Origin of the sequence: Streptomyces echinoruber (genome assembly GCF_014651135.1) — a bacterium.
GTDB classification, from domain to species: Bacteria; Actinomycetota; Actinomycetes; order Streptomycetales; family Streptomycetaceae; genus Streptomyces; species Streptomyces echinoruber.
Genome location: NZ_BMWH01000026.1, coordinates 84,486 through 110,834, shown reverse-complemented (window position 1 = coordinate 110,834; position 26,349 = coordinate 84,486). Strand labels below are relative to the sequence as shown.

General features: G+C 73.7%; 22 protein-coding genes and 1 pseudogene. 13 read left to right on the top strand and 10 right to left on the bottom strand.

The genetic code is table 11. The annotated features are described in order from the left end of the window. Positions 1-56 precede the first annotated feature (56 nt). Both IE225_RS25770 and IE225_RS25765 read right to left on the bottom strand, forming a co-directional pair. On the bottom strand, positions 57-164 hold the full coding sequence (locus IE225_RS25770) for a keywimysin-related RiPP (RefSeq protein WP_107119473.1): 108 nt from the start codon (positions 162-164) through the stop codon (positions 57-59). A gap of 957 nt (positions 165-1,121) precedes the next feature. Continuing rightward, positions 1,122-1,838, bottom strand: coding sequence for a TetR/AcrR family transcriptional regulator C-terminal domain-containing protein (locus IE225_RS25765; RefSeq protein ID WP_190059996.1), 717 nt, complete (start codon positions 1,836-1,838; stop codon positions 1,122-1,124). 107 nt (positions 1,839-1,945) lie between these two features. On the opposite strand from IE225_RS25765, the gene IE225_RS25760 reads away from it, so the two are divergent. From IE225_RS25760 to IE225_RS25750, 3 genes are all read left to right on the top strand, one after another. Next, positions 1,946-3,631 carry a CocE/NonD family hydrolase gene (locus tag IE225_RS25760; protein ID WP_229880029.1) on the top strand — a complete coding sequence of 562 codons (1,686 nt, stop codon included), beginning with the start codon at positions 1,946-1,948 and terminating at the stop codon, positions 3,629-3,631. 392 nt (positions 3,632-4,023) lie between these two features. Then, on the top strand, positions 4,024-5,361 hold the full coding sequence (locus IE225_RS25755; protein ID WP_190059995.1) for a 6-phospho-beta-glucosidase: 1,338 nt from the start codon (positions 4,024-4,026) through the stop codon (positions 5,359-5,361). Between the two features lie 32 nt (positions 5,362-5,393). Next, positions 5,394-8,447 (top strand): alpha-mannosidase, encoded by a 3,054-nt coding sequence (locus IE225_RS25750; protein ID WP_190059994.1) that lies wholly within the window; start codon positions 5,394-5,396, stop codon positions 8,445-8,447. 73 nt (positions 8,448-8,520) lie between these two features. On the opposite strand, the gene IE225_RS25745 is transcribed toward IE225_RS25750, so the two are convergent. Both IE225_RS25745 and IE225_RS25740 read right to left on the bottom strand, forming a co-directional pair. Continuing rightward, on the bottom strand, positions 8,521-10,206 hold the full coding sequence (locus IE225_RS25745; protein WP_190059993.1) for a carbohydrate binding domain-containing protein: 1,686 nt from the start codon (positions 10,204-10,206) through the stop codon (positions 8,521-8,523). Between the two features lie 260 nt (positions 10,207-10,466). Continuing rightward, complete coding sequence (locus IE225_RS25740; protein ID WP_190059992.1) at positions 10,467-11,597, bottom strand: ATP-grasp domain-containing protein; 1,131 nt, start codon at positions 11,595-11,597, stop codon at positions 10,467-10,469. A gap of 333 nt (positions 11,598-11,930) precedes the next feature. On the opposite strand from IE225_RS25740, the gene IE225_RS25735 reads away from it, so the two are divergent. Then, the gene (locus IE225_RS25735; protein ID WP_190059991.1) at positions 11,931-12,839 is read left to right on the top strand and encodes a metallophosphoesterase family protein; all 909 of its coding nucleotides are present in this window, start codon (positions 11,931-11,933) and stop codon (positions 12,837-12,839) included. Continuing rightward, positions 12,787-13,461: a 4'-phosphopantetheinyl transferase family protein gene (locus IE225_RS25730; protein ID WP_190059990.1), complete on the top strand. Its 675-nt coding sequence runs from the start codon at positions 12,787-12,789 to the stop codon at positions 13,459-13,461. The genes IE225_RS25735 and IE225_RS25730 overlap by 53 nt, the downstream gene beginning before the upstream one ends. Positions 13,462-13,565: 104 nt before the next feature. Here the strand turns inward: IE225_RS25730 and IE225_RS25725 are convergent, their stop codons facing one another. Further along, positions 13,566-13,805, bottom strand: coding sequence for a hypothetical protein (locus IE225_RS25725; RefSeq protein WP_190059989.1), 240 nt, complete (start codon positions 13,803-13,805; stop codon positions 13,566-13,568). 323 nt (positions 13,806-14,128) lie between these two features. Continuing rightward, positions 14,129-14,785 (bottom strand): helix-turn-helix domain-containing protein, encoded by a 657-nt coding sequence (locus IE225_RS25720; protein ID WP_190060008.1) that lies wholly within the window; start codon positions 14,783-14,785, stop codon positions 14,129-14,131. 231 nt (positions 14,786-15,016) lie between these two features. Here IE225_RS25720 and IE225_RS25715 point away from each other — a divergent pair, with 231 nt between their 5' ends. Continuing rightward, on the top strand, positions 15,017-15,682 hold the full coding sequence (locus IE225_RS25715) for an MmyB family transcriptional regulator (protein ID WP_190059988.1): 666 nt from the start codon (positions 15,017-15,019) through the stop codon (positions 15,680-15,682). A 77-nt stretch (positions 15,683-15,759) separates the two neighbouring features. Here the strand turns inward: IE225_RS25715 and IE225_RS25710 are convergent, their stop codons facing one another. Next, on the bottom strand, positions 15,760-16,542 hold the full coding sequence (locus tag IE225_RS25710; RefSeq protein WP_190059987.1) for a cache domain-containing protein: 783 nt from the start codon (positions 16,540-16,542) through the stop codon (positions 15,760-15,762). 38 nt (positions 16,543-16,580) lie between these two features. Next, a complete protein-coding gene (locus IE225_RS25705) occupies positions 16,581-17,321 on the bottom strand; it encodes a FadR/GntR family transcriptional regulator (RefSeq protein ID WP_229880027.1) in 741 nt (246 codons plus the stop codon). A gap of 121 nt (positions 17,322-17,442) precedes the next feature. Between IE225_RS25705 and IE225_RS25700 the strand changes: the two genes are divergently transcribed. The 7 genes and pseudogenes from IE225_RS25700 to IE225_RS33490 all read left to right on the top strand — a co-directional run. Beyond that, positions 17,443-18,480: an ABC transporter ATP-binding protein gene (locus tag IE225_RS25700; RefSeq protein WP_190059985.1), complete on the top strand. Its 1,038-nt coding sequence runs from the start codon at positions 17,443-17,445 to the stop codon at positions 18,478-18,480. Between the two features lie 55 nt (positions 18,481-18,535). Next, entirely contained in the window at positions 18,536-19,732 is a 1,197-nt protein-coding gene (locus IE225_RS25695) for an ABC transporter substrate-binding protein (protein WP_190059984.1), read from the top strand. Between the two features lie 3 nt (positions 19,733-19,735). Further along, entirely contained in the window at positions 19,736-20,635 is a 900-nt protein-coding gene (locus IE225_RS25690) for an ABC transporter permease (protein WP_190059983.1), read from the top strand. Positions 20,636-20,708: 73 nt separating this feature from the next. Next, entirely contained in the window at positions 20,709-21,524 is an 816-nt protein-coding gene (locus tag IE225_RS25685; protein WP_190059982.1) for an ABC transporter permease, read from the top strand. A 298-nt stretch (positions 21,525-21,822) separates the two neighbouring features. After that, positions 21,823-22,110: a hypothetical protein gene (locus IE225_RS25680; protein ID WP_190059981.1), complete on the top strand. Its 288-nt coding sequence runs from the start codon at positions 21,823-21,825 to the stop codon at positions 22,108-22,110. Between the two features lie 386 nt (positions 22,111-22,496). Next, complete coding sequence (locus tag IE225_RS25675; RefSeq protein WP_190059980.1) at positions 22,497-23,732, top strand: epoxide hydrolase family protein; 1,236 nt, start codon at positions 22,497-22,499, stop codon at positions 23,730-23,732. Positions 23,733-23,866: 134 nt separating this feature from the next. Then, positions 23,867-23,983: pseudogene (locus IE225_RS33490) on the top strand (TetR family transcriptional regulator); the annotation flags it as partial. Between the two features lie 110 nt (positions 23,984-24,093). Here IE225_RS33490 and IE225_RS25665 read toward each other — a convergent pair. Then, positions 24,094-25,269 (bottom strand): zinc-dependent alcohol dehydrogenase, encoded by a 1,176-nt coding sequence (locus IE225_RS25665; RefSeq protein WP_190059979.1) that lies wholly within the window; start codon positions 25,267-25,269, stop codon positions 24,094-24,096. Next, positions 25,266-26,204, bottom strand: a complete 939-nt coding sequence (locus IE225_RS25660) for an SRPBCC family protein (RefSeq protein ID WP_190059978.1) — start codon at positions 26,202-26,204, stop codon at positions 25,266-25,268. Before IE225_RS25660 ends, IE225_RS25665 begins: the two co-directional genes overlap by 4 nt. Between the last annotated feature and the right edge of the window lie 145 nt (positions 26,205-26,349).

Here is a 26,349-nt window from a genome sequence, read left to right as displayed (position 1 = left end):
GCCGGCTCCCGTCGTCCGCGTCTCACCGCGGGACGGGAAGCCGGCCTCTCCGCGGGTCAGATGAGCTGGTGACCGCCGAGCAGGTCCTTGGCGGTGCCGCCCGCCAGGCCCGTCGTCTTGCGGAAGCCGCCGGCCTTGGTGAGGGTCGGACGCTCGTACGTCATGACACACATCCTTTCGGTCAGCTGAAACCGGCTGACGCCGTTTCAGTCGGGTGAAGAGGAACGTCGGCACAGGTACCCGCCGGTGAACCGGCCGGCTCGCCCGCGGTTCCGGACCCGCGGATGGCCGGTTCGTTGCGTCACGCTAGGGGTGCTCGTCGGATCGTCACAACGGTGCACAGCCGGGGCACGACGCCACGGACGAAGCGGCCCGCGTGCCCTCCCGAGCCGCGCATGCGACCGGGGTGCCTCGGAACGCAAGCCATGGTCGCGGGAGTCGGGGGTAACCGCGCGCGCGTCCGCCGCGGGCCGCCGGAGAGCGGTGCGGTGCCGCGGTGTCCCTCCGGGCCGGTGTCCCGCCCGGCCCGGAGGCGGTCCGTCCGCCGCGCCCGGCCGTTCCGGTTGTTCCCCGCCGTTGCCGAGGAGCCGGGGAGGACCGGCGGCGACCAGCCGTACAACGTGCGGATTCGGCCACGCCGCGCTGGCGGCCGGGGGCGGTTGCGGGCCCGGCCGCCGGCCCGGCCGGGGGAGTGGCCGGAACGGCCGGGCGCGGCGGACGAACCGGCGTTCCGGTGCCGTCCCCTCGGGGGCGCGAGACGGGCTGCCCGCGCGCCGCGCACACATCGTGCGCCCGTGTCACGAGACGGCACACGCTCCGCGCACGGGTCGCGGAGCATGTGCCGGTTCATGAACCGCTGTGCCACGCGCGGGCCGTGGGGCGTGTGCCGGTTCACGCGTCGCCGGACCGCGCACGGGCCGTGAGGCGCGTACCGACTCGCGAGCCGTCGAGCCGCGCGCGGGCCGTGAAACGCGTACGGCTCACGAGCCGTCGAGCCGCTCCGCTGTCACGCGGGGGCCTCCTCCCGCAGGCCGAGCCGGTCGTGGGCACGGCGCAGCGGGCGGGACACGGCGGCAGGCACGCGGGGTCAACCGGTGCGCGGGATCAACCGGCGCGCGGGATCAGTCGGTGTCGAGGCCGTCGACCAGGCGGTTGAGGAACCGGGTGAAGGTGGCCTCGGGGGTGAGGGAGCGTCCGGGCGCGGAGAGGACCTCGGCGAGTTCCGGGTGGCGGCCGTCGGCGGCGACGGCGGCGAGGTAGCGGGCCTCGGCCGCGCGCCGTTCGGGGGACCGTGCCGCCGCGGCCTGGGCGATCTCATGGCCGACGTGCCCGGCGACGAAGGCGGTGAGCTGGGCGAAGACCTCCAGCTTCGCCGCGCCGTCCAGTCCGGTGGGCCGCAGGGCGGCGAGCGCGTGCTCCAGGAAGGCCAGGGTGTTGGGGCCCAGGGTGCGGCGGGTGGACAGGGCGGCGGGCAGCCAGGGGTGGCGCAGCATGAGGGCGCGCTGGAGGTGGGCGATGGCCTTCAGGTCGGCCCGCCAGTCGCCGGTGAGCGGGCGCGTGGTCGGCAGCTCGCCGCTGACGTGGTCGACCATCAGTTCCAGCAGGGTCTCCTTGTCGGGGGCGTAGCTGTAGAGCGACATGACGCCGGCTCCGACCCGGGCGGCGACCCGCCGCATGGTGACCGCCTCCAGCCCCTCCGCGTCCGCCAGGGCGACGGCCGCCGCCGTGATCGCCTCACGGCTGAAGGAGGGCCTGCGGCCCCGGCGGGGCTCGGCGGGGCGCAGCCAGAGCTGTTCGGGGTCGACGCCCGCGGCGCCGGCCCCTTTGTCGCGGGGCATGGTCTCGCGCTCCTCTCCCTGATCGTCGCGATCGTCGCAGCGGCCCTTGCCGAGGTCATCCAAGCATCCTCTATTCTCGTACACCGTACGGAAAAAGGAGGGGAACGATGCCATCACCCATGCCCGACGCCGCGCTCGGACCGCCCTGGGCGCCGCCCGCCGGAAAACCGCCGCTGTCCGCACGGCTGCTGAGGGCGACCTGGCGGGGCCTCCCGGCGAGACGGCACGAGGCCGGATGGGAGCCGGGCCTGGTGGTGCCGGCCGCCGACGGCAGCCCGCTGCTCACGGACCACTACTTCCCGCGCGCGGAGGGCGACTTCCCCACCCTCCTGGTCCGCTCGCCCTACGGCCGCGGCCTGCCGTGGTCCGCCATGTACGGCCTGCTCCTCGCCGAACAGGGCTTCCACGTGGTCCTGCAGAGCTGCCGCGGCACCGGCGGTTCGGGCGGTGCGTTCGACCTGTGGCGCAACGAGGCCGCCGACGGCCGGGCCACGGTGTCCTGGCTGCGCGAACAGCCCTGGTTCGACGGGACACTGGGGACCGTCGGCCCCAGCTACCTGGGCTACGTGCAATGGGCCCTCGCCCTGGACCCGCCGCCGGAGCTGAAGGCGATGGTGGTGCAGGTGGGCCTGCACGATCCCCACGCCCTGTTCCACACGGACGGCGCGCTGCGCCTGGAGAACGCCCTCGTCGTCGGCTTGGGCATGACCCACCAGCACCGGGGCACGGCACCGTTCCTGAGGGCGGCGCTGCGCCTGCGGCGCCGCCTGCGCGCCGTCACCACCGCGCAGCCCCTGCGCGGGGCGTACGCGTCCGCCCTCGGGGGCGAGGTGCCCTGGCTGGACGAGGTGATGACCCACCCGGACGCCGAGGACGCGTACTGGCGCGGCGCGGCGTTGACCGAACCGGCGGAGCGGCTCGGCGTACCCACGAGCCTGATCACCGGATGGCACGACGTGCTGGTCGACCAGACCTTCGCGCAGTACGACCGGCTGCGCCGGGCCGGATGCGAGACCGCCCTGCTCGTCGGCCCCTGGACCCACGCCTCCGCCCTGCAGCAGGGCTGGCCCGAAGTGTTCGCCGAGAGCCTGGCCTGGCTGCGCGCCCACCTGTGCGCCGACCCCTCCGGCCTGCGCTCCACCGCGGTGCGCGTGCACGTCGGCGGGGAGAACGCCTGGCGGGACCTCGACGACTGGCCGCCGGCCGCGGACGCCACCTCGTGGTACCCCGCCCCGGGCGGGCAGCTCACCCGGCAGGCCCCCACGGACCGCGCGCCCCTGGCGTCGTTCCGCTACGACCCGGCCGACCCCACCCCGTCCCTCGGCGGCCCGCTGCTCTCCCGCACCGCCGGTCCGCGCGACAACCGCGCCCTGGAGGCCCGGGCCGACGTCCTGACGTTCACCGGCCCCCCGCTGGCCGAGCCCGTGGACGTCCTCGGCCCGGTCTCCGCCCGGCTGAGCGTCTCCGCGGACACCGGGCACGCCGACGTCTTCACCCGCCTGTGCGACGTGGACCCGCAGGGCCGCTCCGTCAACGTCTGCGACGGGCTGGGCCGGCTCCGGACCGGCGGACCCGCGCCCGCGCAGGTCACCCTGCCGATGAGCGCCACCGCCCACCGTTTCGCCGCCGGCCACCGCATACGCTGGCAGATCAGCGCGGGCGCCCATCCGCGCTACGCCCGCAATCCCGGCACCGGGGAGTCGCCGGTGGACGCCACCGCCTTCGTGCCGGTGCGCGTCACGCTCCACACGGACTCGGCGCTGACGCTTCCCTACGACTCCGGGCCCACGTGATTCCCCGGCCCCGCGGGGAACAGCCGACGGGCCGGGCCGTCCGGCCCGGCCCGTCGGTCCCCGCCCGCCTCCCACGGGATCACCCGCCTCCCACGGGACCGCCCGGCGGCCGGGTGACGGACACGACGCCTGTCGGAGTGTCGGGCGGGGACCGCCGCGGCCGGGGCGGGTGACAGGGTGGTGCCGATCGCCGGCCCGGCGAGGTCCCCGGCGCGGCCCGGCGACGGACCGCGGCCGGACGGACCCGAACGGACGCGAACGAAACCGAATAAATATGAACGAATCCGGATGGGCCCGGATGTGACGGTCACGAACACGCCACCGGACGCGGCGGTCCGCGCCTGTTTCGGCGGGGCGGGCGTCGCGGTCCGCGGGGCGGGAAAGGTGCAAGCGTGAGGCTGACGATTCTGGGCGGCGGCGGGTTCCGGGTGCCGCTCGTGTACGGCGCGCTCCTGGGCGACCGCGCCGAGGGCCGGGTGACGCACGTCGTGCTGCACGACCTGGACGCCGGGCGGCTCGGGGCCGTGACCCGGGTGCTGGCCCGGCAGGCGGCGGGCGTGCCGGACGCGCCCGAGGTGACCGCCACCACCGACCTCGACGAGGCGCTGCGCGGCGCCGACTTCGTCTTCTCCGCCATCCGCGTGGGCGGTCTGGAGGGCCGCGCCTGCGACGAGCGCGTCGCGCTGGACCAGGGCGTCCTCGGGCAGGAGACGGTCGGCGCGGGCGGCGTCGCCTACGGCCTGCGCACGGTGCCGGTCGCCGTCGACATCGCCCGGCGCGCGGCCCGCCTGGCGCCCGAGGCGTGGGTCATCAACTTCACCAACCCCGCCGGCCTGGTCACCGAGGCCATGTCCCGCCACCTCGGCGACCGCGTCATCGGCATCTGCGACTCGCCGGTCGGCCTCGGCCGCCGCATCGCCCGCGTGCTCGGCGTCGACCCGCGGCGGGCGTGGATCGACTACGCCGGCCTCAACCACCTCGGCTGGGTGCGCGGCCTGCGCGTGGACGGCCGGGACGTGCTGCCGCGGCTGCTCGCCGACCCCGGCCTGCTCGGCTCCTTCGAGGAGGGCAGGCTGTTCGGGCCGGAGTGGCTGCAGTCGCTGGGCGCGATCCCCAACGAATACCTGCACTACTACTACTTCAACCGCGAGACCGTCCGCGCCTACCGGGAGGCCGGGCAGACCCGCGGCGCCTTCCTGCGCGAGCAGCAGGCCCGCTTCTACGCCGAGGCCGCGGACCCGGAGGTGGACGCCCTCGCCGCCTGGAACCGCGCCCGCGCCGAACGCGAGGCCACCTACATGGCCGAGAACCGCGCGGCCGCCGGCGCCGGCGAGCGCGAGGCCGAGGACCTCTCCGGCGGCTACGAGAAGGTCGCCCTCGCCCTGATGCGGGCCATCGCCCGCGATGAGCGCGCCACCCTCATCCTCAACGTCCGCAACCGCACCACGCTCTCCGTGCTGGACGCCGACGCCGTGGTCGAGGTGCCGTGCCTGGTCGACGCCGGCGGCGCCCACCCGGTCGCCGCCGACCCGCTGCCCGGCCACGCCGCCGGGCTGGTGTGCGCGGTCAAGGCCGTCGAACGGGAGGTGCTCACGGCCGCGGAGACCGGCTCGCGCGCCGCCGCCGTCAAGGCCCTCGCCCTGCATCCCCTCGTCGACTCCGTCAACGTCGCCCGGCGGCTCCTGGACGGCTACCTCGCCGCCCACCCCGGCCTGGCCTATCTGCGCTAGACGCCCTCCGCCCCGCCCGCCTGGAGACCGCCATGCACGACGAACGCCGCCGGATCGAGCAGCGCGCCGAGCGCCTCCACACTCAGCGCGTCCGGCCCGCCCGCTACGCCGCCGCCGTCCCGCTCACCGTCGAGGCCTGGCAGGTCCCGGGCGAGCCGGTGCCGTTCGCGCGGGCCGCGGCCGCGCCGTACGAGCCGTTCGCCCCCGGCACCCCGTGGGGCCCGCCCTGGGGCACCACCTGGTTCCGCGTGCGTGGCCGGGTGCCCGAGGAGTGGCGGGGCCGCCGCGTGGAGGCCGTCGTCGACCTCGGCTTCACCGGCGCCGGCCCCGGCTTCCAGGCCGAGGCCCTGGTGCACCTGCCCGACGGCACGCCCCTGAAGGCGGTCAACCCGTTCAACCAGTACGTCCCGGTCGCCAACCCGGCCGATGGCGGGGAGGAGGTCCACTACCTGGTCGAGGCCGCCTCCAACCCCGACATCCTGGCGAACGGCTTCGCCGCCCCCACCCCGCTCGGCGACGTCCTGACCGCCGGCGACCGGCCGCTGTACACCTTCGGCCACGCCGACCTCGCCGTCCTCGACGAGGACGTCTGGCACCTCGACCTGGACCTGCAGGTGCTGCGGGAGCTGATGGCCGAGCTGGCGGAGTACGACCCGCGCCGCCACGAGATCCTGCACACCCTGGACCGTGCCCTGGACGCCCTGGACCTCGACGACGTCTCCGGATCGGCGCCCGCCGCGCGGGAGGTCCTCGCGCCCGCCCTCGCCCGGCCCGCGCACGCCGGCGCGCACACCGTCTCCGGCGTCGGCCACGCCCACATCGACTCCGCCTGGCTGTGGCCGGTCCGCGAGACCGTGCGCAAGGCCGCCCGCACCTTCGCCAACGCCACCGCGCTCGCCGAGGAGTACGAGGACTTCGTCTTCGCCTGCTCCCAGGCCCAGCAGTACGCGTGGGTGCGCGACCACCACCCGCGGGTGTGGGAGCGGATCAAGGAGGCCGTCGCCAAGGGCCGGTGGGCGCCGGTCGGCGGCATGTGGGTGGAGGCCGACGGCAACCTGCCCGGCGGCGAGGCCCTGGCCCGCCAACTGGTCCACGGCAAGCGCTTCTTCCTGGAGCACTTCGGCATCGAGACCCGGGGCGTGTGGCTGCCGGACTCCTTCGGCTACACCGCCGCCTACCCGCAGCTCGCCCGGCTCGCGGGCAACGAGTGGTTCCTGACGCAGAAGCTCTCCTGGAACCAGACCAACACCTTCCCCCACCACACCTTCTGGTGGGAGGGCATCGACGGCACCCGCATCTTCACCCACTTCCCGCCGGTCGACACCTACAACGCCCGCTTCAGCGGCGCGGAGATGGCCCGCGCCGTGCGCACCTACCGGGAGAAGGGCCGCGGCACGCGCTCGCTGGCGCCCTTCGGCTGGGGCGACGGCGGAGGCGGCCCCACCCGCGAGATGATGGAACGGGCCCGGCGCCTGGCCGATTTGGAGGGCTCCCCGAAGGTCGTCGTCGAGCACCCCGACGCCTTCTTCGCCCAGGCCCGCGCGGAGTACCCCGACGCGCCGGTGTGGAACGGCGAGCTCTATCTGGAGCTGCACCGCGGCACCTACACCACCCAGGCCCGCACCAAGCAGGGCAACCGGCGCAGCGAACACCTGCTGCGCGAGGCCGAGTTGTGGGCCACGACGGCCGCACTGCACGCGCCCGGGTACGCCTACCCCCACGACCGGCTCGACCGGCTGTGGAAGACGGTCCTGCTGCACCAGTTCCACGACATCCTGCCCGGCTCCTCCATCGCCTGGGTGCACCGCGAGGCGGAGGCCGAGTACGCCCGCGTGGCCCGGGAGCTGGAGGAGCTGATCACGCAGGCGGTCACCGCGCTCGGCGCCGGCCCGACCCGGGTGTTCAACACCAGCCCCCATGAACGCGCCGAGGTGATCCGCACGCCCGGCGGCGCGCCCGCGTACGTGCGGGTGCCCGCGCACGGCAGCGCGCCCCTGGCCCCCGCCGAGCCGGAACGGCCCGTGACGGTCACCGGCCGTGTCCTCGACAACGGCCTGGTCCGCGTCGAGGTCGCCGCCGACGGCACCCTCGCCTCCGTCCGCGACCTGCGCGCCGACCGCGAGGTCCTGGCCGGCCCGGGCAACCTGCTGCGCCTGCACACCGACCTGCCCAACCACTGGGACGCCTGGGACGTCGACGCGCACTACCGCAACCGCCACACCGACCTGCTGGACACCGACGAGATCACCGTCGTCGAACGGGACCCGCTGCTCGGCGCGATCCGTGTCACCCGCACCTTCGGCCGCGGCTCCACGATCACCCAGATGATCCGCCTGCGCGCCGGCAGCCCCCGCGTCGACGTCGAGACCGACCTCGACTGGCACGAGACCGAGAAGATCCTCAAGGCGGCCTTCCCGGTGGACGTGCGCGCCCCGCACTCCAGCGCGGAGATCCAGTTCGGGCACGTCCAGCGGCCCACCCACACCAACACCAGCTGGGAGGCGGCCCGTTTCGAGGTCTCCGGCCACCGCTGGGTGCACGTCGGGGAGCCCGGCTACGGCGTCGCCGTCGTCAACGACTCGACGTACGGCCACGACGTGACCCGCACGGTCCGCGCGGACGGGGGCACGACCGGGGGCACGACCACCACGGTCCGCCTCAGCCTGGTCCGCGCCCCCCGCGTGCCGGACCCGCAGGCCGACCAGGGCCGGCACCGCTTCACCTACGCCCTGCTGCCCGGCGCCACGACCGACGACGCCCTGCGCGAGGGGTACGCCCTCAACCTGCCGCTGCGCCTGGCCGATTCGGCGGGCGAGCCGCGGCCGGTGGTCTCCACCGAGGGCGCGGGCGTGACCGTGGAGGCGGTGAAGCTGGCCGACGACACCTCCGGCGACGTCGTGGTACGGCTCTACGAGTCCCGCGGCGGCCGCGCCACCGGCGTGCTGCGCACCGGCTTCCCGCTGGCCGGCGCGGAGGTCGCCGACCTGCTGGAGCGGCCGCTGCGGGCGGCGGACACCGACGGCGACGCCGTGCCGCTGACGCTGCGGCCCTTCGAGGTGCGCACGCTGCGCCTGCGCCGGGCCTGATCCGCCGCCGCGGCGGCGGACGGACGTGGGGGCGCCCGGACCGGGCGCCCCCACGCCGCCGGCTCGGCCGGGCTCAGCCCGTGAAGCCGGCGGTGATCTTCGTGAACTGCCAGGTGTCCTGGCTGATGCCGGAGCAGTTGCTGGTCACCCCGCCGCCCGGGCAGGGCCGGTCGCGGTTGACGGACCAGAAGGCGAGGCGGGCGATGTGGTGGCCGTTCGCCCAGTCGCGGATCTGGGTCCAGATCTGCGGGGTGGTGTTCTCCTGCTGGTCGCTCAGGCCGTTCATGCCGGAGATGCCCATGTGCGCGTAGGCGGTGGCGTCGTCCCAGCCGAACGTCGACTTCAGCTTCGCCTTCAGGCCCTCCGCCGCGTTGACGGTGTTGCCGTACATGTCGGAGCCGCCGCCGAAGTCGAACGGCATGATGGTGAAGACGTCGATGCCGGCGCCGAGCGACTTGGCCTGCTCGATGAGGCGGTTGCCGTAGTACGTCGGGCCGGTGGTCGAGGTGCCGAAGGTGACGACGGTCTTCAGGCCGGGGTTGTTCGCCTTGACCGTCTTCAGCGCGGTGAGGATCTTCGCCTGGACGGCCTCGTTCTCGAACTCGTCGGTGTTCTCGATGTCCATGTCGACGGCCTTGAGGCCGTAGGCGTCGATCACCTTCTGGATCGCCCCGGCCAGCGCGCTCGCGGAGGAGCAGTTGGCGCCGAGCTTGCTGCCCTGCCAGCCGCCGAAGGACGGCACGACGTCACCGCCGGCCGAGCGGATCGCGTTGATGGCGCTCTGGTCGGCGCCGCCGGTCAGCGGCCGGCTGCCGTCCCACGCCGGGGTGCAGCCGCCGGAGTCCAGCACGAACGCCATCGTGAACCACTTGACGCCGGTCGCGCTCATCACCGTGCTCGGGTTCGGCGGGTCGCCCCAGCCCTCGTACAGGTAGGGCGCGGCCTGCTTGAAACCGGTGCCGGGGCTCCCGCCCTGGTCGGTGGTGACCGTCACCGCGTTGGAGGCGGCCGAGACGTTCCCGGCGGCGTCGCGCGCCTTCACGGTGAAGGTGTAACTCGTCGCCGGGGACAGCCCGCTGACGGTGGCGCTGGTGCCGGAGACGCTCAGCACCTGGTTGGCGCCGCTGTAGACGTCGTACGCCGTCACGCCGGTGTTGTCGGTGGCGGCGTTCCACTTCAGCGACACGCTGGAGGAGGTCTTGCCGGTGACGGTCAGGCCGCTGGGCGCGGTCGGCGCCTGGGTGTCGGAGCCGCCTCCGCCGCCCGGCCCGTCGAGACTGATGTCGTCGGCGTAGTACGTGCCCTGCGCGTACCAGCCGTGGACGTAGATCCGGGCGCTGGTCTGCGCGGCGCCGGTGGTGAAGGACACGGTCAGTTGGCTGTACGCCGACGGGGACGTCGTCCACGTCGACGGGCCGCCGTCCACGCCCAGGTAGACGTAGGAGCCGCGCACCCAGCCGGAGAGGGTGTAGGTGGTGTCGGGCTGGACCGCGACGGTCTGGCTGCACTGCGCGTTGTCGCTCGAACTCACCGCGCCCGCAAGGGCCTTGCTGCCCGAGTGGACGGGTGAGGAGACGACCGAGCCGAGGTTGCCGGAGCAGGACCAGGGGGAGAGTCCACCGGACTCGAAGCCGGGGTTGGAGAGGGTGTTGGCCGCTTCGGCGGTGGCGGGCAGGGCCACAGCCCCGCCGAGCGCGAGGGCCGCCGTGCCGAGAAGGGCGAGCAAGCGGCGTCTGGGACGTCCCGGTGTGGTGCGCACGTGGTCTCCCTGAAGGAGTGGGGGTGTGGGGAGGTGCACGGAAGTGCGGTGGTGCGCCACCAAGTTGGTATGGACCAATCACGGTGTCAAGACACGGCGCCGAAATTGGTCCAGACCGGAGGGGAACGTGCGGGGTGCGGAGGGCAGTTGGGGGCCAGGCTGCCGGAGCCACAGGAGTTTCCGGCGCCACAGGGGCTACCAGTGCCCCGGGGATCACGCCTGGGGCACGGCGTCCCCGGGGATCGTGGCGCCCCGGGGGGTCACGCCGGCGTGATGGCCCGGGGGCCCGGTTCGGATGCCGGGGCGGCCGGGGCCGGCACCGCCGGCAGCAGCCGCTCCCGCTGCTCGGCGCGCTGGTGCGGCAGCGTCACCGGGCGCAGCGGGCGCGGCCCGGACACCACCGTGTAGTCCTGCCCCAGGAACGGCGGCACGATCTCGCCCGGATCCTCGCCCAACGCCAACTGCACCGCCGCCCACGGGGCGTTGACCCCGCACAGCGACAGCTGGTGCAGGCCGCCGGCGGCGCGCGTGTTGACGTCGAGCAGCACCGGGCGGTCGCCCAGCATCCGGAACTGGATGTTGGACAGGTAGTGCAGCCCGAAGCCCTCCGCGATCCGCCGGGCCGGCTCCAGCCACTGCTCGTGCAGCGTGAAGCCGCGGCGGCGTCCGTTCTTGGTGCGCCCCACGGCGAGGCGGACACGGTTGTCCGGCCCGGTCAGGCAGTCCACCGACACCTCCGGCTCCGCCAGCCGCGGCATCACCAGCCAGTCCACCGGCTCCTCGGCCCGGCGCAGCGCGTCCAGCACCAGGTCCAGCGGTACGCAGGGGCCGGGGAAGCCGCCGAGGTGCGCGAGCGAGAAGGGGGCGCGCGTGATCACGCGGAAGCCCACCCCGCCCGCGCCGGCCGCCGGCTTGAAGCACGCCCTGTGCCCGGCCGTCTCCAACGCCTCGACGGCGGCGAGGAGCTCGTCGGCCGTGCGGACCCGCCACCACGGCGGCACCGGCACACCGATGGACGTGACCGCCTCGTACGCGGTCGCCTTGTCCTCGAACACGGCCACCGCCTCGCGGGTCGGCGCCAGCAGCGCGGTGCCCCGCGCCGCGAACTCGGCGCGGTGCGCCACGATCTCCGCCTGGTGCAGCCGGGGCACGAACACGTCGATGCCGCGGCGCCGGCACTGGTCCAGGGCGAACTCGACGTAGGCGGCCGGGGACAGGCCCTCCGGCTCCAGCTCGGCGGTGTCGGCGGCGGCCAGCACGGGGGAGTCCGGATCGCCGTGCGTGGCGTGGATCTCCACCGCGCGGCCGCTGGGATTGCGCCGCAGCTGATCCATGAAGAACACGTTCTCCGCGTACGTACGGTTGAGCCAGATGCGTACGCGAGAGACCATGCAGGCCGCCTTTCACGGGTTCGCGGGCAGGGCGGAGCCGGCCGTGCCCGGCCTGGGGTGGAGGAAGGGACACCGAACCGCCCTGGCAGACAAGGGAATACGGCGGTGGTGTTGGGCAGATCATACGGCTTCTCCGGGCCGCCGGCGCAACGCGCGCGTCAGGGGTTCTCCGCCCGGTCCCGCCCGGTCCCATCCGTCACGGCGGTCTCCCGCGGTCCCCCGCGCGCGTCCTTGTCCGCCGGCCGCCGGATGTGGTCTCGTGGTGACGCGACCGGTGCGTCAAGACCGGGCGCCGACCAGGTCGGACGGGCGAGCGGAGCAGGGGGCGCAGGAGTGGAGTCGAGAGCCGGCGGTGCCGGACGGCTGCTGGCCGTCAGCGACCTGCACATCGGCTACCCCGAGAACCGCGCCCTGGTGGAGCGCATGCACCCGGAGACGGACGACGACTGGCTGCTGGTGGCCGGGGACGTCGCGGAGACCGTCGCCGACATCCGCTGGGCCCTGGAGCTGCTGGCGAGCCGCTTCAGCCGCGTGGTCTGGGTGCCGGGAAACCACGAGCTGTGGACCCATCCGAGGGACACCGTCACCCTGCGCGGCGTCGCACGCTACGAGCACCTGGTCGCCCTCTGCCGCGAGCTGGGCGTGACCACCCCGGAGGACCCCTACCCGGTGTGGGACGGGCCCGGCGGCCCGGTCGTCGTGGCCCCGCTGTTCCTGCTGTACGACTACTCCTTCCTGCCGCCCGGCTGCGCCACCAAGGAGGAGGGGCTGGCCTACGCCCGCCGCACCGGCGTGGTCTGCAGCGACGAGTACCTGCTGCACCCCGACCCCCATCCCGGCCGCGACGCGTGGTGCCGGGCCCGCGTCGCCGAGACGGAGCGGCGGCTCGCCGCCCTGCCCGAGGACCTGCCCACGGTCCTCGTCAACCACTGGCCGCTGGACCGGCACCCCACGGAGGTCCTGTGGTACCCGGAGTTCGCCCTGTGGTGCGGCACCCGGCTGACCGCCGACTGGCACCGCCGGTTCCGCGTCGCGACCATGGTCTACGGCCATCTCCACATCCCGCGGACCACCTGGCACGAGGGCGTCCGCTTCGAGGAGGTCTCCGTGGGATATCCCCGCGAGTGGCGCAGGCGTCCGCAACCGCCGGGCCGGCTGCGCCGCATCCTGCCGATGGAGGTCGAAGCCGTTGATCGAGGAACTGCTCCCGGATTCGGTGGTGGCCGTGGAGGCGTACGGTGACCACGAGACCGACCACGCCCCGCTCTTCCCCGAGGAGGAGCGGGTCGTGGCGCGGGCGGTGGCCAAGCGGCGCCGCGAGTTCGCCGCCGTGCGGGCCTGCGCCCGGCGGGCCATGGAGAAACTCGGCGTGCCGCCGCACCCCCTGCTGCCCGGTGAGCGCGGCGCCCCCGTCTGGCCGGACGGCCTGACCGGCAGCATGACCCACTGCGACGGCTACCGCGCCGCCGCCCTCGCCCGCGCCGGCGACCTCGCCTCCCTCGGCATCGACGCCGAGCCCCACGCCCCGCTGCCCGACGGCGTCCTGGACGCGGTCGCCCTGCCGCAGGAGCGCGCCCGGCTGCGTCGGCTGGCCGCGGACCTGCCCGCCGTCCACTGGGACCGCCTGCTGTTCAGCGCCAAGGAGTCCGTCTACAAGGCGTGGTTCCCGCTCACCGGCAAGTGGCTCGACTTCTCCGAGGCCGACATCACCGTCCGCCCCGCCGCGCCCGCCCACGGCACCTTCCGCGCCGTCCTCCTCGTCCCCGGCCCGGTGGTCTCCGGCCGGCGCCTCGACCACTTCGAGGGACGGTGGACGGTCCGGGACGGGGTGGTGGGCACGGCGGTGACGGTGGCGCACGGGTGAGCCGGACGGCGCGCGGCCGCCCGGCCCGTGCGCCGCCAACCCCCGTGCGCCCGTCAATCCCCGTAGGCCCGTCAACTCCTGTGCACTGTCAGCCCCGTGCACTGTCAGCCCCGTGCGCCCCAGCCGCGCAGCAGCCGGAAGAACGCCTCCTCGTTCCCCGCCAGCCCCGCGGCCGCCAGGGCCTGTTCCGCCTCGGCGAGGACGGCGGGCGGGACGACGGGAGGCAGGGGGACGTCCGGCGGACCGGAGCCGTGGGCGAAGGCGGCCCGGACGGTGTGCAGCAGACGCAGACAGGCCTGGACGGCGGCGCGTTCGCGGTCGGCGAGGACGGCGGTGGTCGGCATGGTCGGCATGGTCGGCTCTCCCGGTCGGTCGTGCGCGGTCGCGTCACCGGCCTCCGCGGCCGGCGCGCACGCCCCCGTACGGCGGTGGCGCCCCTCCAGCTTGCCGCCCGCCACTGACAACACCGTGGCGTCCGCCGCCGTTTCGCCCGCTCGGCGCAGAGGACACCGCGAGCGGCGCCACGGGCGGCACTCGGGAAAGCGCCCCGCCACCGACCCGGCAGGACCCGGCCACCGACTTGGCCGCCGGCCCACAGGGCCCGGCCGCCGACCCGGCAGGACGCCGGCCGTGCGGGCGGCCCTACGAGTCCGACCGTGCGGGCGCCCTACGACTCCGGCCGCTTCACGCTCTCCAGCAGCATGTCCAGCCACTCCGCGACCTTGTCCCGGTGCTGGTCGGTCGGAAGCTGCGCGGCCCGCCAGGCGATGCCCCGCACCCCGTGGTCCTGCAGCAGCCGCTCCAGCGGGTCCTCGGCGGACTCGGCCGCGGGCTCGTCCCGGTCGGCGAGCTTCTGCAGCAGCTCCTGCTCGGTGCGCTGCAGGGCGCCCGCGAGGGCCTCGGGGTCCTCGGCGGTCAGGAAGCCGGCGTGCACCCGGAAGAAGCGCTCGATGGCGTTGCAGTGCTCCATGGTGGGGCGCCGGTCGCCGTTGATGAGGGCACCCGCCTGCTGCCGGGACATGCCGGCGCCGTCGGCGATCTCCTGCTGGGTGTAGCGGCGGCCGTTGGGCTTGAGCCGGGTGCGCCGCAGCAGGCCCAGCCGCTGCAGGAACCGGGACTGCACGTCCGGCTCACCCGCCGGCTTGCCGTTCAGCAGCGCCTTCACCACGGGCTCGGGCACCCCGCAGGCGAAGGACAGGCGGGCGACGTCGAAGACCTCCGTGTGCGGCACTCCGAGCCGGTCGGCGAGTGCGGTGACACGGTCGACGACCGCCGCCAGTACGGCCGACGCCGAGGCGTCCGGGACCTCGAAGCCATCCGTCACCGACACCGACAGATCTCCTACGTCTCTCACAGCCTTCTCACAATGCGGGTTGCCGTGAACTTCCCGGAGAGTAGCCCCTCATTCGAACTTGCATCCAGGTCTCGCCACAACTGTGGCCAATTTCAGCCGCGATCGCCCCTGGAATGCCACGATAGTTGACACACTGTCGTCGGAGCAGCAGGATCGGGGCGCCGCGTGAACGGCCGCAGAGGCAAGAGGGGTGACCTCCCGATGGCATTTCAGGCAGGAGGGCAGCGGCCGGCGCCGCGGCCCGTGCGTCTCGAGGCGCAGGCGTACCTGCAGGACTACGCCGCGCTGGTGGAGGCCGTCTCCCTCCCCTCCTTCGTCGTCGACCACCGCTGGGACGTGGTGGTGGCCAACAGCGCGTTCGAGGCGCTGTTCCGCGCCGTCGGCCCGCACCCGACCGCCATGCCGGGCGACAACTTCCTGCGCTTCGTGCTCTTCCACCCGGACGCCGACGCGGTCCTCGGCGACCGCGAGGCGAGCTGGTGCCTGCCGATGCTGGCGCAGTTCGCCGCGGCCCTGGAGCGGCACGGCCACGACCCGGTGCTGCAGGCGATCCGCCGGGAGATCGCCCAGGACCCGCTGATGGAGGCCGCGTTCCGGCAGGGCCTGCCGCACTGGCTGCGCGCGGTCGGCGCGGAGGCCGTCGAGCACGACGGCGCCGTACGCCCGCTGCTGCACCCCGATCCGCGCCGCGGCGCGACCGAGTGCCGCATCGTCGTCGAAGCCCCCAGGGCCCTGCAGGAGCTGGACTGCACCCGGCTGACGCTGGTGCCGCGCGAGCCGCGCCGGCCGGGCACCGCGCCCCGGGGCCCGCGGGGCGCCCGCCGCACCGCCGGGCACCTCACCGTGGTGCCCGACCCGCGGCCCTGACCCGGCACCGTCGGCGTTCAGGTCGCCGACGGCGCCGGGCCCTGCCCGGCCGCCCCGCCCGCGGGGCCCGCCGGCCGTCACGGCCGGGACACCACCAGCACCAGCGGCACGGCCCGGCACGGCACCAGCCGCAGCTCCGCAAAGACCGCCACGTCCTCGCGGGCCAGAACGGCGGCGAAGTCCGGGCCCCGGGTGAGCGAGCCGGTCAGCCGCGCCGGATCGGTGGAGGCCGCCACCCGACCGCGGGCGTTGACCAGGTGGGCCGGGCCCGGCAGGCGGCGCAGCAACGGCAGGACGGCCGCCTCGAAGTGGCGCAGGTAGACGTCGGCCGCGGCCACGCCCGCGAACCGGCCGCCTGCCTCGACCGGCACGGACAGCGTGAGGCCGTACTCGTCGGAGCACAGGTAGTCGACGTACGGGCCGGTCACGGCGCGGCGCCCGGTGTCACGGGGCAGCGCGAACCAGTCCCAGTGCGTGTAGTCCGAGTACGCCGACCGCCGCGGGTCCAGGTCGGGCAGCAGCGGCCGTACGCCGCCCTCGGCCGTCGTCTGCCACCACTCCAGCCACGCCGGTACGTCGGCGAGCAGGCCCGGCGCGGCGATGAACCCGACACCCGAGGCCAACGCACAGGTGCGCAGGCGCAGATGCAGCCCCGGGCGCAGCGCGGCGAGGTCCGCGGTCACCGGGCGGCGCCGCTGCGCGGCCGCCCGCTCCAGCACGGCGGCGGTGTCCGCGCGGATGTCGGCCACGGTGTCGAACACCGCCTCCAGCACGCGGTCCACCTCCGCCACGACCTCCTGCTCGGCGGCCGTGCCGACCGGCGCGGCCGCCACCGTGGCGAGCCCGGGGCTGCTGTTCATGGGCGCCCTCCAGCGGACGTGGACCTCTCCGGCGCGTCCTACAGCTCCAGGCGCAGCGCGATCAGCCGCGCCGCCGACCGCTGGACGCACCGCTCGGCCAGCGAGCGGGCCGAGTCCTCGTCCCCATCCTGCACGGCGGCGAGCACCGCGCACTGGCGCTCCGCGACTTCTTCACGACACGCGTCGTCGCCGAGCACCAGGCACAGCAGCGCCCCGACGTCCGTCTGCAGCGCCACCTGCTCCCGGGTGAGCCGTGCCGACTGCGCGGCCGCCGCCAGTTCCACGTGGAAGCGCCCGTACAGCCGGGCACGGGCCGGAACGTCCCCGGTGTGCGCGAACTCCTCCACTGTGCGCCGGAGTTGGTCGAGGTCGCCGGGTCCGGTGCGCTGCGCGGCGAGGCGGGCGGCCGCACCCGACAGGGCGGCCCAGTGGTCGCCGAGGTCGCGCAGCTCCTCGCTGCTCCAGCCGCGCAGCCTCTCCCGCAGGCGGTCCGCGCCGGGGGCGTCGGGCAGGGAGACGAAGCTGCCGCCGCCGCGGCCCCGCCGGGTGGTGACCAGGCCCCGCTGGCGCAACGCCATCAGCGCCTCCCGCAGCGTCACCGTGGACACCCCGAGCTGCCCGGCCAGGTCGCTCTCGCCGGGCAGTTGCTCCCCGTCGGCGAGCAGCCCCAGCTCTATGGCGTCGCCGATCCTGCGGACGACCGCGTCCACCCGCGCCCGGCTGTCCACCGGCGCGAAGAGGCCCCTGCGGGCGCCGCCTGCGGTGTGCTGCTGCTTCACGGCCACCACCTTGCGCGTTGACTCAAGCTTTACCCCGAGGCGGTCTTGAGCGCTGAACTATGACTTCATATGTTTTCCGTCCGAAGGTCAACGCACCGGCGCACCAGAGAGGTTCCCGTCCATGGAGTCGAGCGCGGTCCGGCTGCGGGGCCTGCGGAAGTCGTTCGGGGAGACGACCGCCGTGGACGGAGTCGATCTGGACATCCGCGACGGCGAGTTCTTCTCGATGCTCGGCCCTTCCGGCTCCGGCAAGACGACGGTGCTGCGCCTGATCGCCGGCTTCGAGACGCCCACCGCCGGCCGCATCGAACTCGCCGGCCGGGACGTCACCCGCCTCGCCCCCTTCGAGCGCGACGTGCACACCGTCTTCCAGGACTACGCGCTCTTCCCGCACATGACGGTCGAACAGAACGTCGCCTACCCGCTGAAGATCCGCCGGGTGCCGAGGGCCGAGCGGCTGGCGCGGGCCCGCGAGGCGCTCGCCGAGGTGCGGCTGGACGGCTTCGGCCGGCGCCGCCCCGCCCAGCTCTCCGGCGGGCAGCGCCAGCGCGTCGCACTCGCCCGCGCCCTCGTCGGCCGCCCCCGCCTGCTGCTCCTCGACGAGCCGCTCGGCGCCCTCGACCTGAAACTGCGCGAGCAGATGCAGGTCGAACTCAAGGCGCTGCAGCGGGAGGTGGGCATCACGTTCGTCTTCGTCACCCACGACCAGGAGGAGGCCCTGACCATGAGCGACCGCATCGCGGTCTTCCGGCAGGGCCGCATCGAGCAGGTCGGCACCCCCGCCGAGATCTACGAACGCCCCGCCACCCCGTTCGTCGCCTCCTTCGTCGGCACCTCGAACCTGCTGCGGGGCGAGGCGGCGCGGCGCGTCCTGGGGGAGGAGGGGACCTACAGCGTCCGGCCGGAGAAAATCCGCGTCCTGAAGGAATCCGCCGACGCCGACGACCCCGGGCACGTCTGCGCCGTCGGCACCGTCGCCGAGGTCGTCTACCTCGGCGACACCACCCGCCTCCTGGTCGACCTCGACGCCGGCGGCCGCCTCACCGCACTGCAGCAGAACCTGGAGACCTCCGCCGAGGACGTCGCCGCCTACCGCGGCACCCGGGTCCGCCTCCAGTGGCACCGCCGGCACGCCGTCCGCGTACCCGACTCCGACTGACCCGCCGCCGGCTTTCCGGCCGCCTCTTTTTCCGTACTTCCGTAGGGAGAACGCCTTGCGCCTGACCCGCATCCTCCCCGCCGTGGCCGCCGCCCTGCTGCTGACCGCCACCGCCTGCGACAACTCCGGCTCCGGCGGCGGCGGTTCGGCCACCGGCCTCAACCCGCCCGATCTGAAGGCACCGGCGAAGCTCGGCCGCACCGAGGGACAGGTCAACCTGGTCGCCTGGGCCGGGTACGTCGAGGACGGCTCCGACGACCCCAAGGTGGACTGGGTCACCGACTTCGAGAAGCGGACCGGCTGCCAGGTCCACGCGAAGGTCGCGGCCAGCTCCGACGAGATGGTCAAGCTGATGAAGACCGGCGACTACGACGCCGTCTCCGCCTCCGGCGACGCCTCCCTGCGCCTCATCGCCTCCGGCGACGCCGCACCCGTCAACACCAAGCTGGTGCCGAACTACCGGGACGTCTTCCCCGACCTGAAGATGCAGCCGTGGAACTCCGTCAAGGGCAAGGCGTACGGCATCCCGCACGGCCGCGGCGCCAACCTGCTGATGTACAACACCCGGAAGGTGAAGCCCGCGCCCACCTCCTGGTCCGCCGTCTTCGACGACGCCGCCAAGTACAAGGGCCACGTCACCGCCTACGACTCGCCGATCTACATCGCCGACGCGGCGCTCTACCTCAAGGCCACCCGGCCCGAGTTGAAGATCAAGGACCCGTACGCGCTGGACCGCAAGCAGTTCGACGCCGCCGTGGACCTGCTGAAGAAGCAGAACGCGAACATCGGCGAGTACTGGAGCGACTACCTCAAGGAGGTCTCCGCCTTCAAGAGCGGCGACTCCGTCGTCGGCACCACCTGGCAGGTCATCGCCAACCTCGCCGCCGACGAGGGCGCCAAGGTGAAGGCCGTCCTGCCCAAGGAGGGCTCCACCGGCTGGTCCGACACCTGGATGGTCTCCGCGAAGGCCAAGCACCCCAACTGCGCCTACAAGTGGCTCGACTGGATCGTCTCCCCGAAGGTCAACGCCCAGGTCGCCGAGTACTTCGGTGAAGCACCCGCCAACGCCAAGGCCTGCGCCGAGACCGCCGACAAGAACTTCTGCACCACCTACCACGCCGCCGACAAGGCCTACTGGAAGCGGATCGCCTTCTGGAACACGCCCATCGAGCAGTGCCTGGACGGCCGCACCGACGTCACGTGCGTGCCCTACGCCCAGTGGGTGCGGGCCTGGACCGAGATCAAGGGCTGAGCCGTGACCGCGACCGCATCCGGTGCCGCCGGCGCCCCGGACACCGCCGCCCGGCGGCTGGCCGGGGCGCTGCACCGCCACCCGCGCCTGAGGCTCACCCTGCTGCTGACCGCGCCGCTGCTGTGGCTGGCCGTGCTCTACCTCGGCTCGCTCGGCGTGCTGTTCGTCTCCGCGTTCTGGACCACGGACTCCTTCACCTCGCAGGTCGTCAAGGTCTGGTCGACCGACAACTTCCACGCGCTGCTGACCACCCCCGTCTACCGGCAGGTGGTGCTGCGCAGCATCGGCGTCGCCCTCGCGGTCACCGCCCTGTGCGCCGTGCTCGCCTTCCCGGTCGCCTTCTACACCGCCCGCGTCGCCCGCCCCCGGTGGCGCCCGCTGCTGGTGGGCGCCGTCCTCATGCCGCTGTGGGCCAGCTACCTGGTCAAGGTCTACGCCTGGCGGCTGATCCTCTCCGAGGGCGGACCCGCCGACTGGCTGCTGCGGCCGTTCGGCCTGGCCGGACCGGGCTACGGCCTCCCGGCGACCGTGCTGACCCTGACGTACCTGTGGCTGCCGTACATGATCCTGCCGGTGCACACCGCCCTGGCCCAGCTGCCCGCCGGCCTGCTGGAGGCGTCGGCGGACCTGGGGGCGCGGACCTGGCGCACGGTGCGGTCGGTGGTGCTGCCGACGGTGCTGCCGTCGGTGGCGGCCGGATCGGTGTTCACCTTCTCGCTCAGCCTCGGCGACTACATCACCGTGCAGATCGTCGGCGGCAGGACCCAGCTCATCGGCAACCTCGTCTACGCCAACATCGACCTCGACCTGCCCCTGGCCGCCGCCCTGGGCACCGTCCCGGTCGTCGTGATCGTGCTGTACCTGCTGGCGGTACGCCGCACCGGCGCGCTCAGCAGCCTCTGAAACCTCTGAAGTCCCTGGATTCTCTGAAGTCCCTGAAGCCCCCGACCGCAAGCGGCCCGCTGGAGGACCTGCCGTGCACCTCTCCCGTCCCGCCCGGATCGCGCTGCGCCTCGCCGCCGGACTCGGCTTCGCGGTGATCTACGCCCCGCTCCTGCTGGTCGTCGTCAACTCCCTCAACCCCGACCGCAGCGCGAGCTGGCCGCCGCCCGGGCTGACCCTGCACTGGTGGGCGACGGCCTGGGACAACTCCGGTGCCCGCAGCGCCCTGTGGGTCTCTCTCAAGGCGGGCCTCGGCGCCACCGCGATCGCGCTCGTCCTGGGCACGCTCGCCGCGTTCGCGGTGGCCCGGCACCGGTTCTTCGGCCGCGAGACCGTCTCCTTCGTCCTCGTGCTGCCCATCGCGCTGCCCGGCATCGTCACCGGCATCGCCCTCAACTCCGCCTTCGGCACGGTCCTTCGGCCGCTGGGCGTCGGGCTCGGCCTGTTCACCGTGGTCGTCGGGCACGCCACCTTCTGCGTCGTGATCGTCTACAACAACGTCGTCGCCCGGCTGCGCCGCACCCCCGGCTCCTACGAGGAGGCCGCCATGGACCTGGGCGCGCACAGCCTGCGCGCCTTCGCCGACGTCACCTTCCCGCTGGTGCGCCCGGCGCTGCTGGCCGGCGGGCTGCTCGCCTTCGCGCTCTCCTTCGACGAGATCGTGGTGACCACCTTCACCGCCGGCCCCGGCGTCCAGACCCTCCCCCTGTGGATCTTCGAGAACATGACCCGCCCCCGGCAGGCCCCGGTCGTCAGCGTCGTCGCGGTGGTCCTGGTCGCGCTGTCCGTGATCCCCGTGTACGCCGCCCAGCGGCTGTCGTCGGACACCGCGGCGACGAGCCGGGTCTAGGGTCTGTCGTTTGGATCAGGTCGCAGGATGCCGACGGCGCCTGATCCGTACCGGTGAGCGGGGTCTGGTGCGTGCAGCTGCAAGGCGGAGGAGGGCGTCGACGCGGAGCGTCGGCAACCGACGACAACGCCGCTGGGGGTGCCCCCTGCTCGAAGAGCTTGGGGGAGTGCGTGCCAGACCCCGCGTCTGCGGCGTGATCCAAACGACAGGCCCTAGGCGCGTGCCGAGTCGTGATCGAACTGCCTGCCGCGCAAGCGGTGGCGGCCGCCCGTGGCGACTCGCGTGAGATCATCCGTCCATGAGCAGCGATCCGGAAATAAGTGCTCTGGCGATCAACGTCGCGATACCGCAGGCGCTCCGCTGGACGGACACCCGACGCGGTGAAGCCTTCACGCTGACCACACTCAACGTCCGGCTCCTCCCGGACGGTCACCTCGCCGTGAAGGCCTATGGCAGACCGGTCGGTGGTGGTCGGGGCGCATACGTCTCGTTCCCTGTCCCCGACAGACCCGAACTGGCGGCCCTGATCTCCGACGCCGCCAGCCGTGCCGGGGCGTTGTGGGCCGCTCATCGTGGTCTCGGCTGATCTCAGGGCTCGTATCGAGCCATGCTCAGTCTCTCCAGGCCTGGCGAGGTATCGCCGCTCGGTACGGCAAGACCCCTGGACAGCCACCTCGCCGGCCTCCACCTGCGCGCCTCGCTGATCCGGCTCGAGGACCTCACGAGAACCACCCCTTGATCACAGTTCGATCCGCACCCCAGGGGCTTTCGACCATGGATCGGCGTCGGATGTGAGGGGATCGACGACGTCGTACCTTCGCGCCGGAGTGGCCTGGTTCGCCGGGCGCTCGCCGCGCCTGTCGTCCTTCGATCGTCCGCCGGCGGGCCGGACGGCCGGAGAATCCCGGCGGAAGACCGTCACGGCTCGCCGCCCAACAGGCCGACGACGCACTCCAGTTGAGGAGCCACGCGATGAGCACCCCGCCCGCCTTCCCCCTGCAGCCCACCCCGATCCACGTGCCCGACGAGGTCCTCGACGACCTGCGCGCCCGCCTCGCACGGACCCGTCCGCCGCTGGACGAGGGGAACGAGGACTGGTCCTACGGCGTCCCCGACAGCTATCTCCGTGAGCTGGTCGCCCACTGGCGGGACGGCTACGACTGGCGCAAGGCCGAGGCCGCCATCAACGTCTACGAGCACTACCGGGTGAGCGTCGCCGGTGTCCCGGTGCACTTCCTGCGCAAGCCCGGCCGCGGCCCCCGTCCGATCCCGCTGATCCTCACCCACGGCTGGCCGTGGACGTTCTGGCACTGGTCGAAGGTGATCGACCCGCTCGCCGACCCGGCCGCGTTCGGCGGCGACCCCGCCGACGCGTTCGACGTCATCGTGCCGTCCCTGCCCGGCTTCGGTTTCCCCGGCCCGCTCACCGGCTTTCCGGACGTCAACTTCTGGAAGGTCGCCGACCTCTGGCACACCCTGATGACCGAGACCCTGGGATACGAGAAGTACGCCGCCGGGGGCTGCGACATCGGGGGGATCGTCTCCAGCCAGCTCGGCCACAAGTACGCCGACGAGCTGTACGGCATCCACATCGGCTCCGGGCTGCCGCTCGACTTCTTCAACGGCCCGCGCGCCTGGGACTTCGCCCGGAACCGGCCCCTCACCGACGACCAGCCCGCCGACGTCCGCGCCCGCATCGTCGAGCTGGACCGCCGCTGGGCGTCCCACCTCGCCGTGCACATGCTCGACGGCGCCACGCTGGCCCACGGGCTGAGCGACTCGCCCGCCGGACTGCTCGCCTGGCTGCTGGAGCGCTGGAACGCCTGGAGCGACAACGGCGGCGACCTCGAATCCGTCTTCACCAAGGACGACCTGCTCACCCACGCCACGATCTACTGGGTGAACAACTCCATCGCCACGTCGATGCGTTACTACGCCAACGCCAACCGCTACCCCTGGACCCCCGCCCACGACCGCACCCCGGTCGTGCAGGCCCCGGTCGGCGTCACCTTCGTCACGTACGAGAACCCGCCCGGCATCCACACCGCCGACGAGCGTGTCCAGGCGTTCAAGACCGGCCCGCAGGGCGACTGGTTCCACCACGTCAACGTCAACGCCCACGACCGCGGCGGCCACTTCATCCCCTGGGAGAACCCCGACGCCTGGGTGGACGACCTGCGCCGCACCTTCCACGGCCGCAGGCCCTGAACGCCCTTCCGCCTCCCTCGCCCATGAGCCGAGCGCTTCAGGTCCATTCGGCCCAGGCACGCTCCAGCAGGGCACCGAAGGGGGCGGGTTCTCGCCCGATCAGCTCGGCGAGCGTCGAGTCGACGGCGGCGAACTCGCCGTTCCGCGCCGCTCTCCCCGACGATGCCGGTGTCCTGAGCGACGCCGAGCAGCACCTGCTGCGCGAGTGGCTCACCCACCTGGCAGGGGACGGTGGCGCTCCACAAGCCTGATCACGCGTCAGGGGCCCCGTGCGGGCCGGCCTCGCGCTTTCCTGAAGCGGGCCCGTCCACGACCCGGGCAGGGGGCAGCGTGCGGGGCGGTCGGCCGGGGCGTCGGTGGCTCAGGGCGTGAGCACGACCTTCTCGCACCGGTCCTTCTTGTTCTTGAACAGGTCGTAGCCGTGCGGGGCCCGGTCCAGGGGGAGCCGGTGGGTGATCACCCGGGTGGGGTCGAGCCGGCCCTGCTCGATCAGGTCCAGCAGCGGCCTCATGTACTTCTGCACGTGGCACTGGCCGGTGCGCAGGGTCAGGGACCGGTTCATCCAGGCGCCGGCCGGGAATTTGTCGATCAGCCCGCCGTAGACGCCGACGACCGACACCACGCCGCCGCTGCGGCAGGACAGGACGGCCTGGCGCAGCGCGTGGGGCCGGTCGGTCTCGGCGCGGACGGCCTGCTTGGCGCGGTCGTAGAGGTGGAGGTGGGAGGCGCCGTGCGTGGCCTCCAGGCCGACCGCGTCGATGCACTTGTCGGGACCGCGGCCGCCGGTGAGTTCCAGCAGCGCCGACCGCACGTCGACCTCCTCGAAGTCGATCGTCTCGTAGCCCTGTTCGGCGGCCATCTCCAGCCGGTAGCCCTCTTTGTCGATCGCGACGACCTGTTCCGCGCCCAGGAGGCGGGCGCTGTCCATCGCGAACTGGCCCACCGGTCCGGCGCCCCAGACGGCGACGACGTCACCGCTCTGGATGTCGCACATCTCCGCGCCCATGTATCCGGTCGGCAGGATGTCGGACAGGAAGAGCACCTGCTCGTCGGTGAGGTCGGACTCGACCTTCAGGGCGTTGACGTCGGCCAGCACCACGCGGGCGTACTCGGCCTGGCCCCCGGCGTAGCCGCCGGTGAGGTGCGAGTAGCCGTAGATGCCGGCGGTGGGGTGGCCGAAGAGCTTCTCCGCCGTGCCGGCGTTGGGGTTGGTGTTCTCGCAGCACGAGTACAGCTCGGCGCGGCAGGCGGCGCAGGCGCCGCAGGCGATCGGGAACGGCACCACGACGCGGTCGCCGACGCGCAGCGTGCCGTCGTCGACGCCCGGGCCGACCTCGACGACCTCGCCCATGAACTCGTGGCCCAGGACGTCGCCCTCCTGCAGGGTGGGGACGTAGCCGTCGACGAGGTGGAGGTCGGATCCGCAGATCGCCGTGGAGGTCACCTTCACGATGACGTCGCGGCTGTTGAGGATCGACGGTGCGGGGACGTCCCGCACCTCGACCGCGTTGCGCCCCGTCCAGCAGGTCGCCTTCATGCCAGGGCCTCCTTCAGTTCGTCCGGGGTCAGCGGCTGCGCCGGGTGCTGCGGGAACTCCCCGCGGGCCCGCTTGCCGCCGGGCGCGCCCTCGGAGCGGACGATCTCGCCGACCTCCGCGATCTGCTTGAAGCGGCGCAGGTCGTCGTCCAGTTGCTGGTGCGGCTCCTCGCCGAAATAGCGGGCCGCGGCCCTGCCGAGCGCCCCGCCGGGCAGGTCGTAGCGCAGGGTCACGTGGATCTCCGTGTCCTGCCCGCCCGGTGCGGGGACGAAGCGGACCTCGCCGGAGTGGGCGATGTCCGCGCCCTGCGCGGAACGCCAGGCGATCATCTGGCCGGGCAGGTCGTGGGTGGTCTCGGCGTCCCACTCGACCGTCCGGCCGAACGGCGCGCTCGCCGTCCAGTGGCTGGTGCGGAGACCGGTGACGCGCACCTCGTCCAGGTGCGCCATGAATTCCGGCAGCCGTTCCAGGTCGTGCCAGAGGTCGTAGACCTCCTCCGGGGGCCTGGTGACGGTGGTGGCGGCGGTCAGTTCCACGGGGCTGCTCCCGGCGGTGCGGGTCACGGCCGCGTAGACGTCCGTGACGGTGAGGGCGGCGGTCGCGGCGGTCGCGGCGACCGTGCGGGCGGCACCGCGGCCGTCGCGGTTCCGCAGGGCCCGGGCCAGCAGCGCCAGGTCCATCACGTCGCCGCCGACGCGGCTCCACAGCCAGGCGGGGCGCGGCCGGCCCAGCAGTCCGGCGGCCGCCGTCAGCTCGCGCACGCCCACGGCGGCCGTGACCAGACGGTTCCTGGGGTCGCCGTCCGCGCCCAGACGCCGGGCGAAGCCCGCCGGATCGGCGACCTGGGGGATGCCCAGGAGCGCACTGGCCCAGCCGAGGCCGCGCACGAGCGGGTCGTGCCGCAGGGCGGAGACGGAGCGGGCGGATGTCTTCATCGGTGCTCCCCGGGTGCGGTGACGGGAGGAGATCGCACCCCTCGCGAAGCTCACGGAGACCCTCGCGAAGGTCGTGGAAGGATCATGGGAAAGTCACGGAGGCGAAGCGCGTGCCGTAACGCCCGATGAAGGCGGGGTTTCCGCA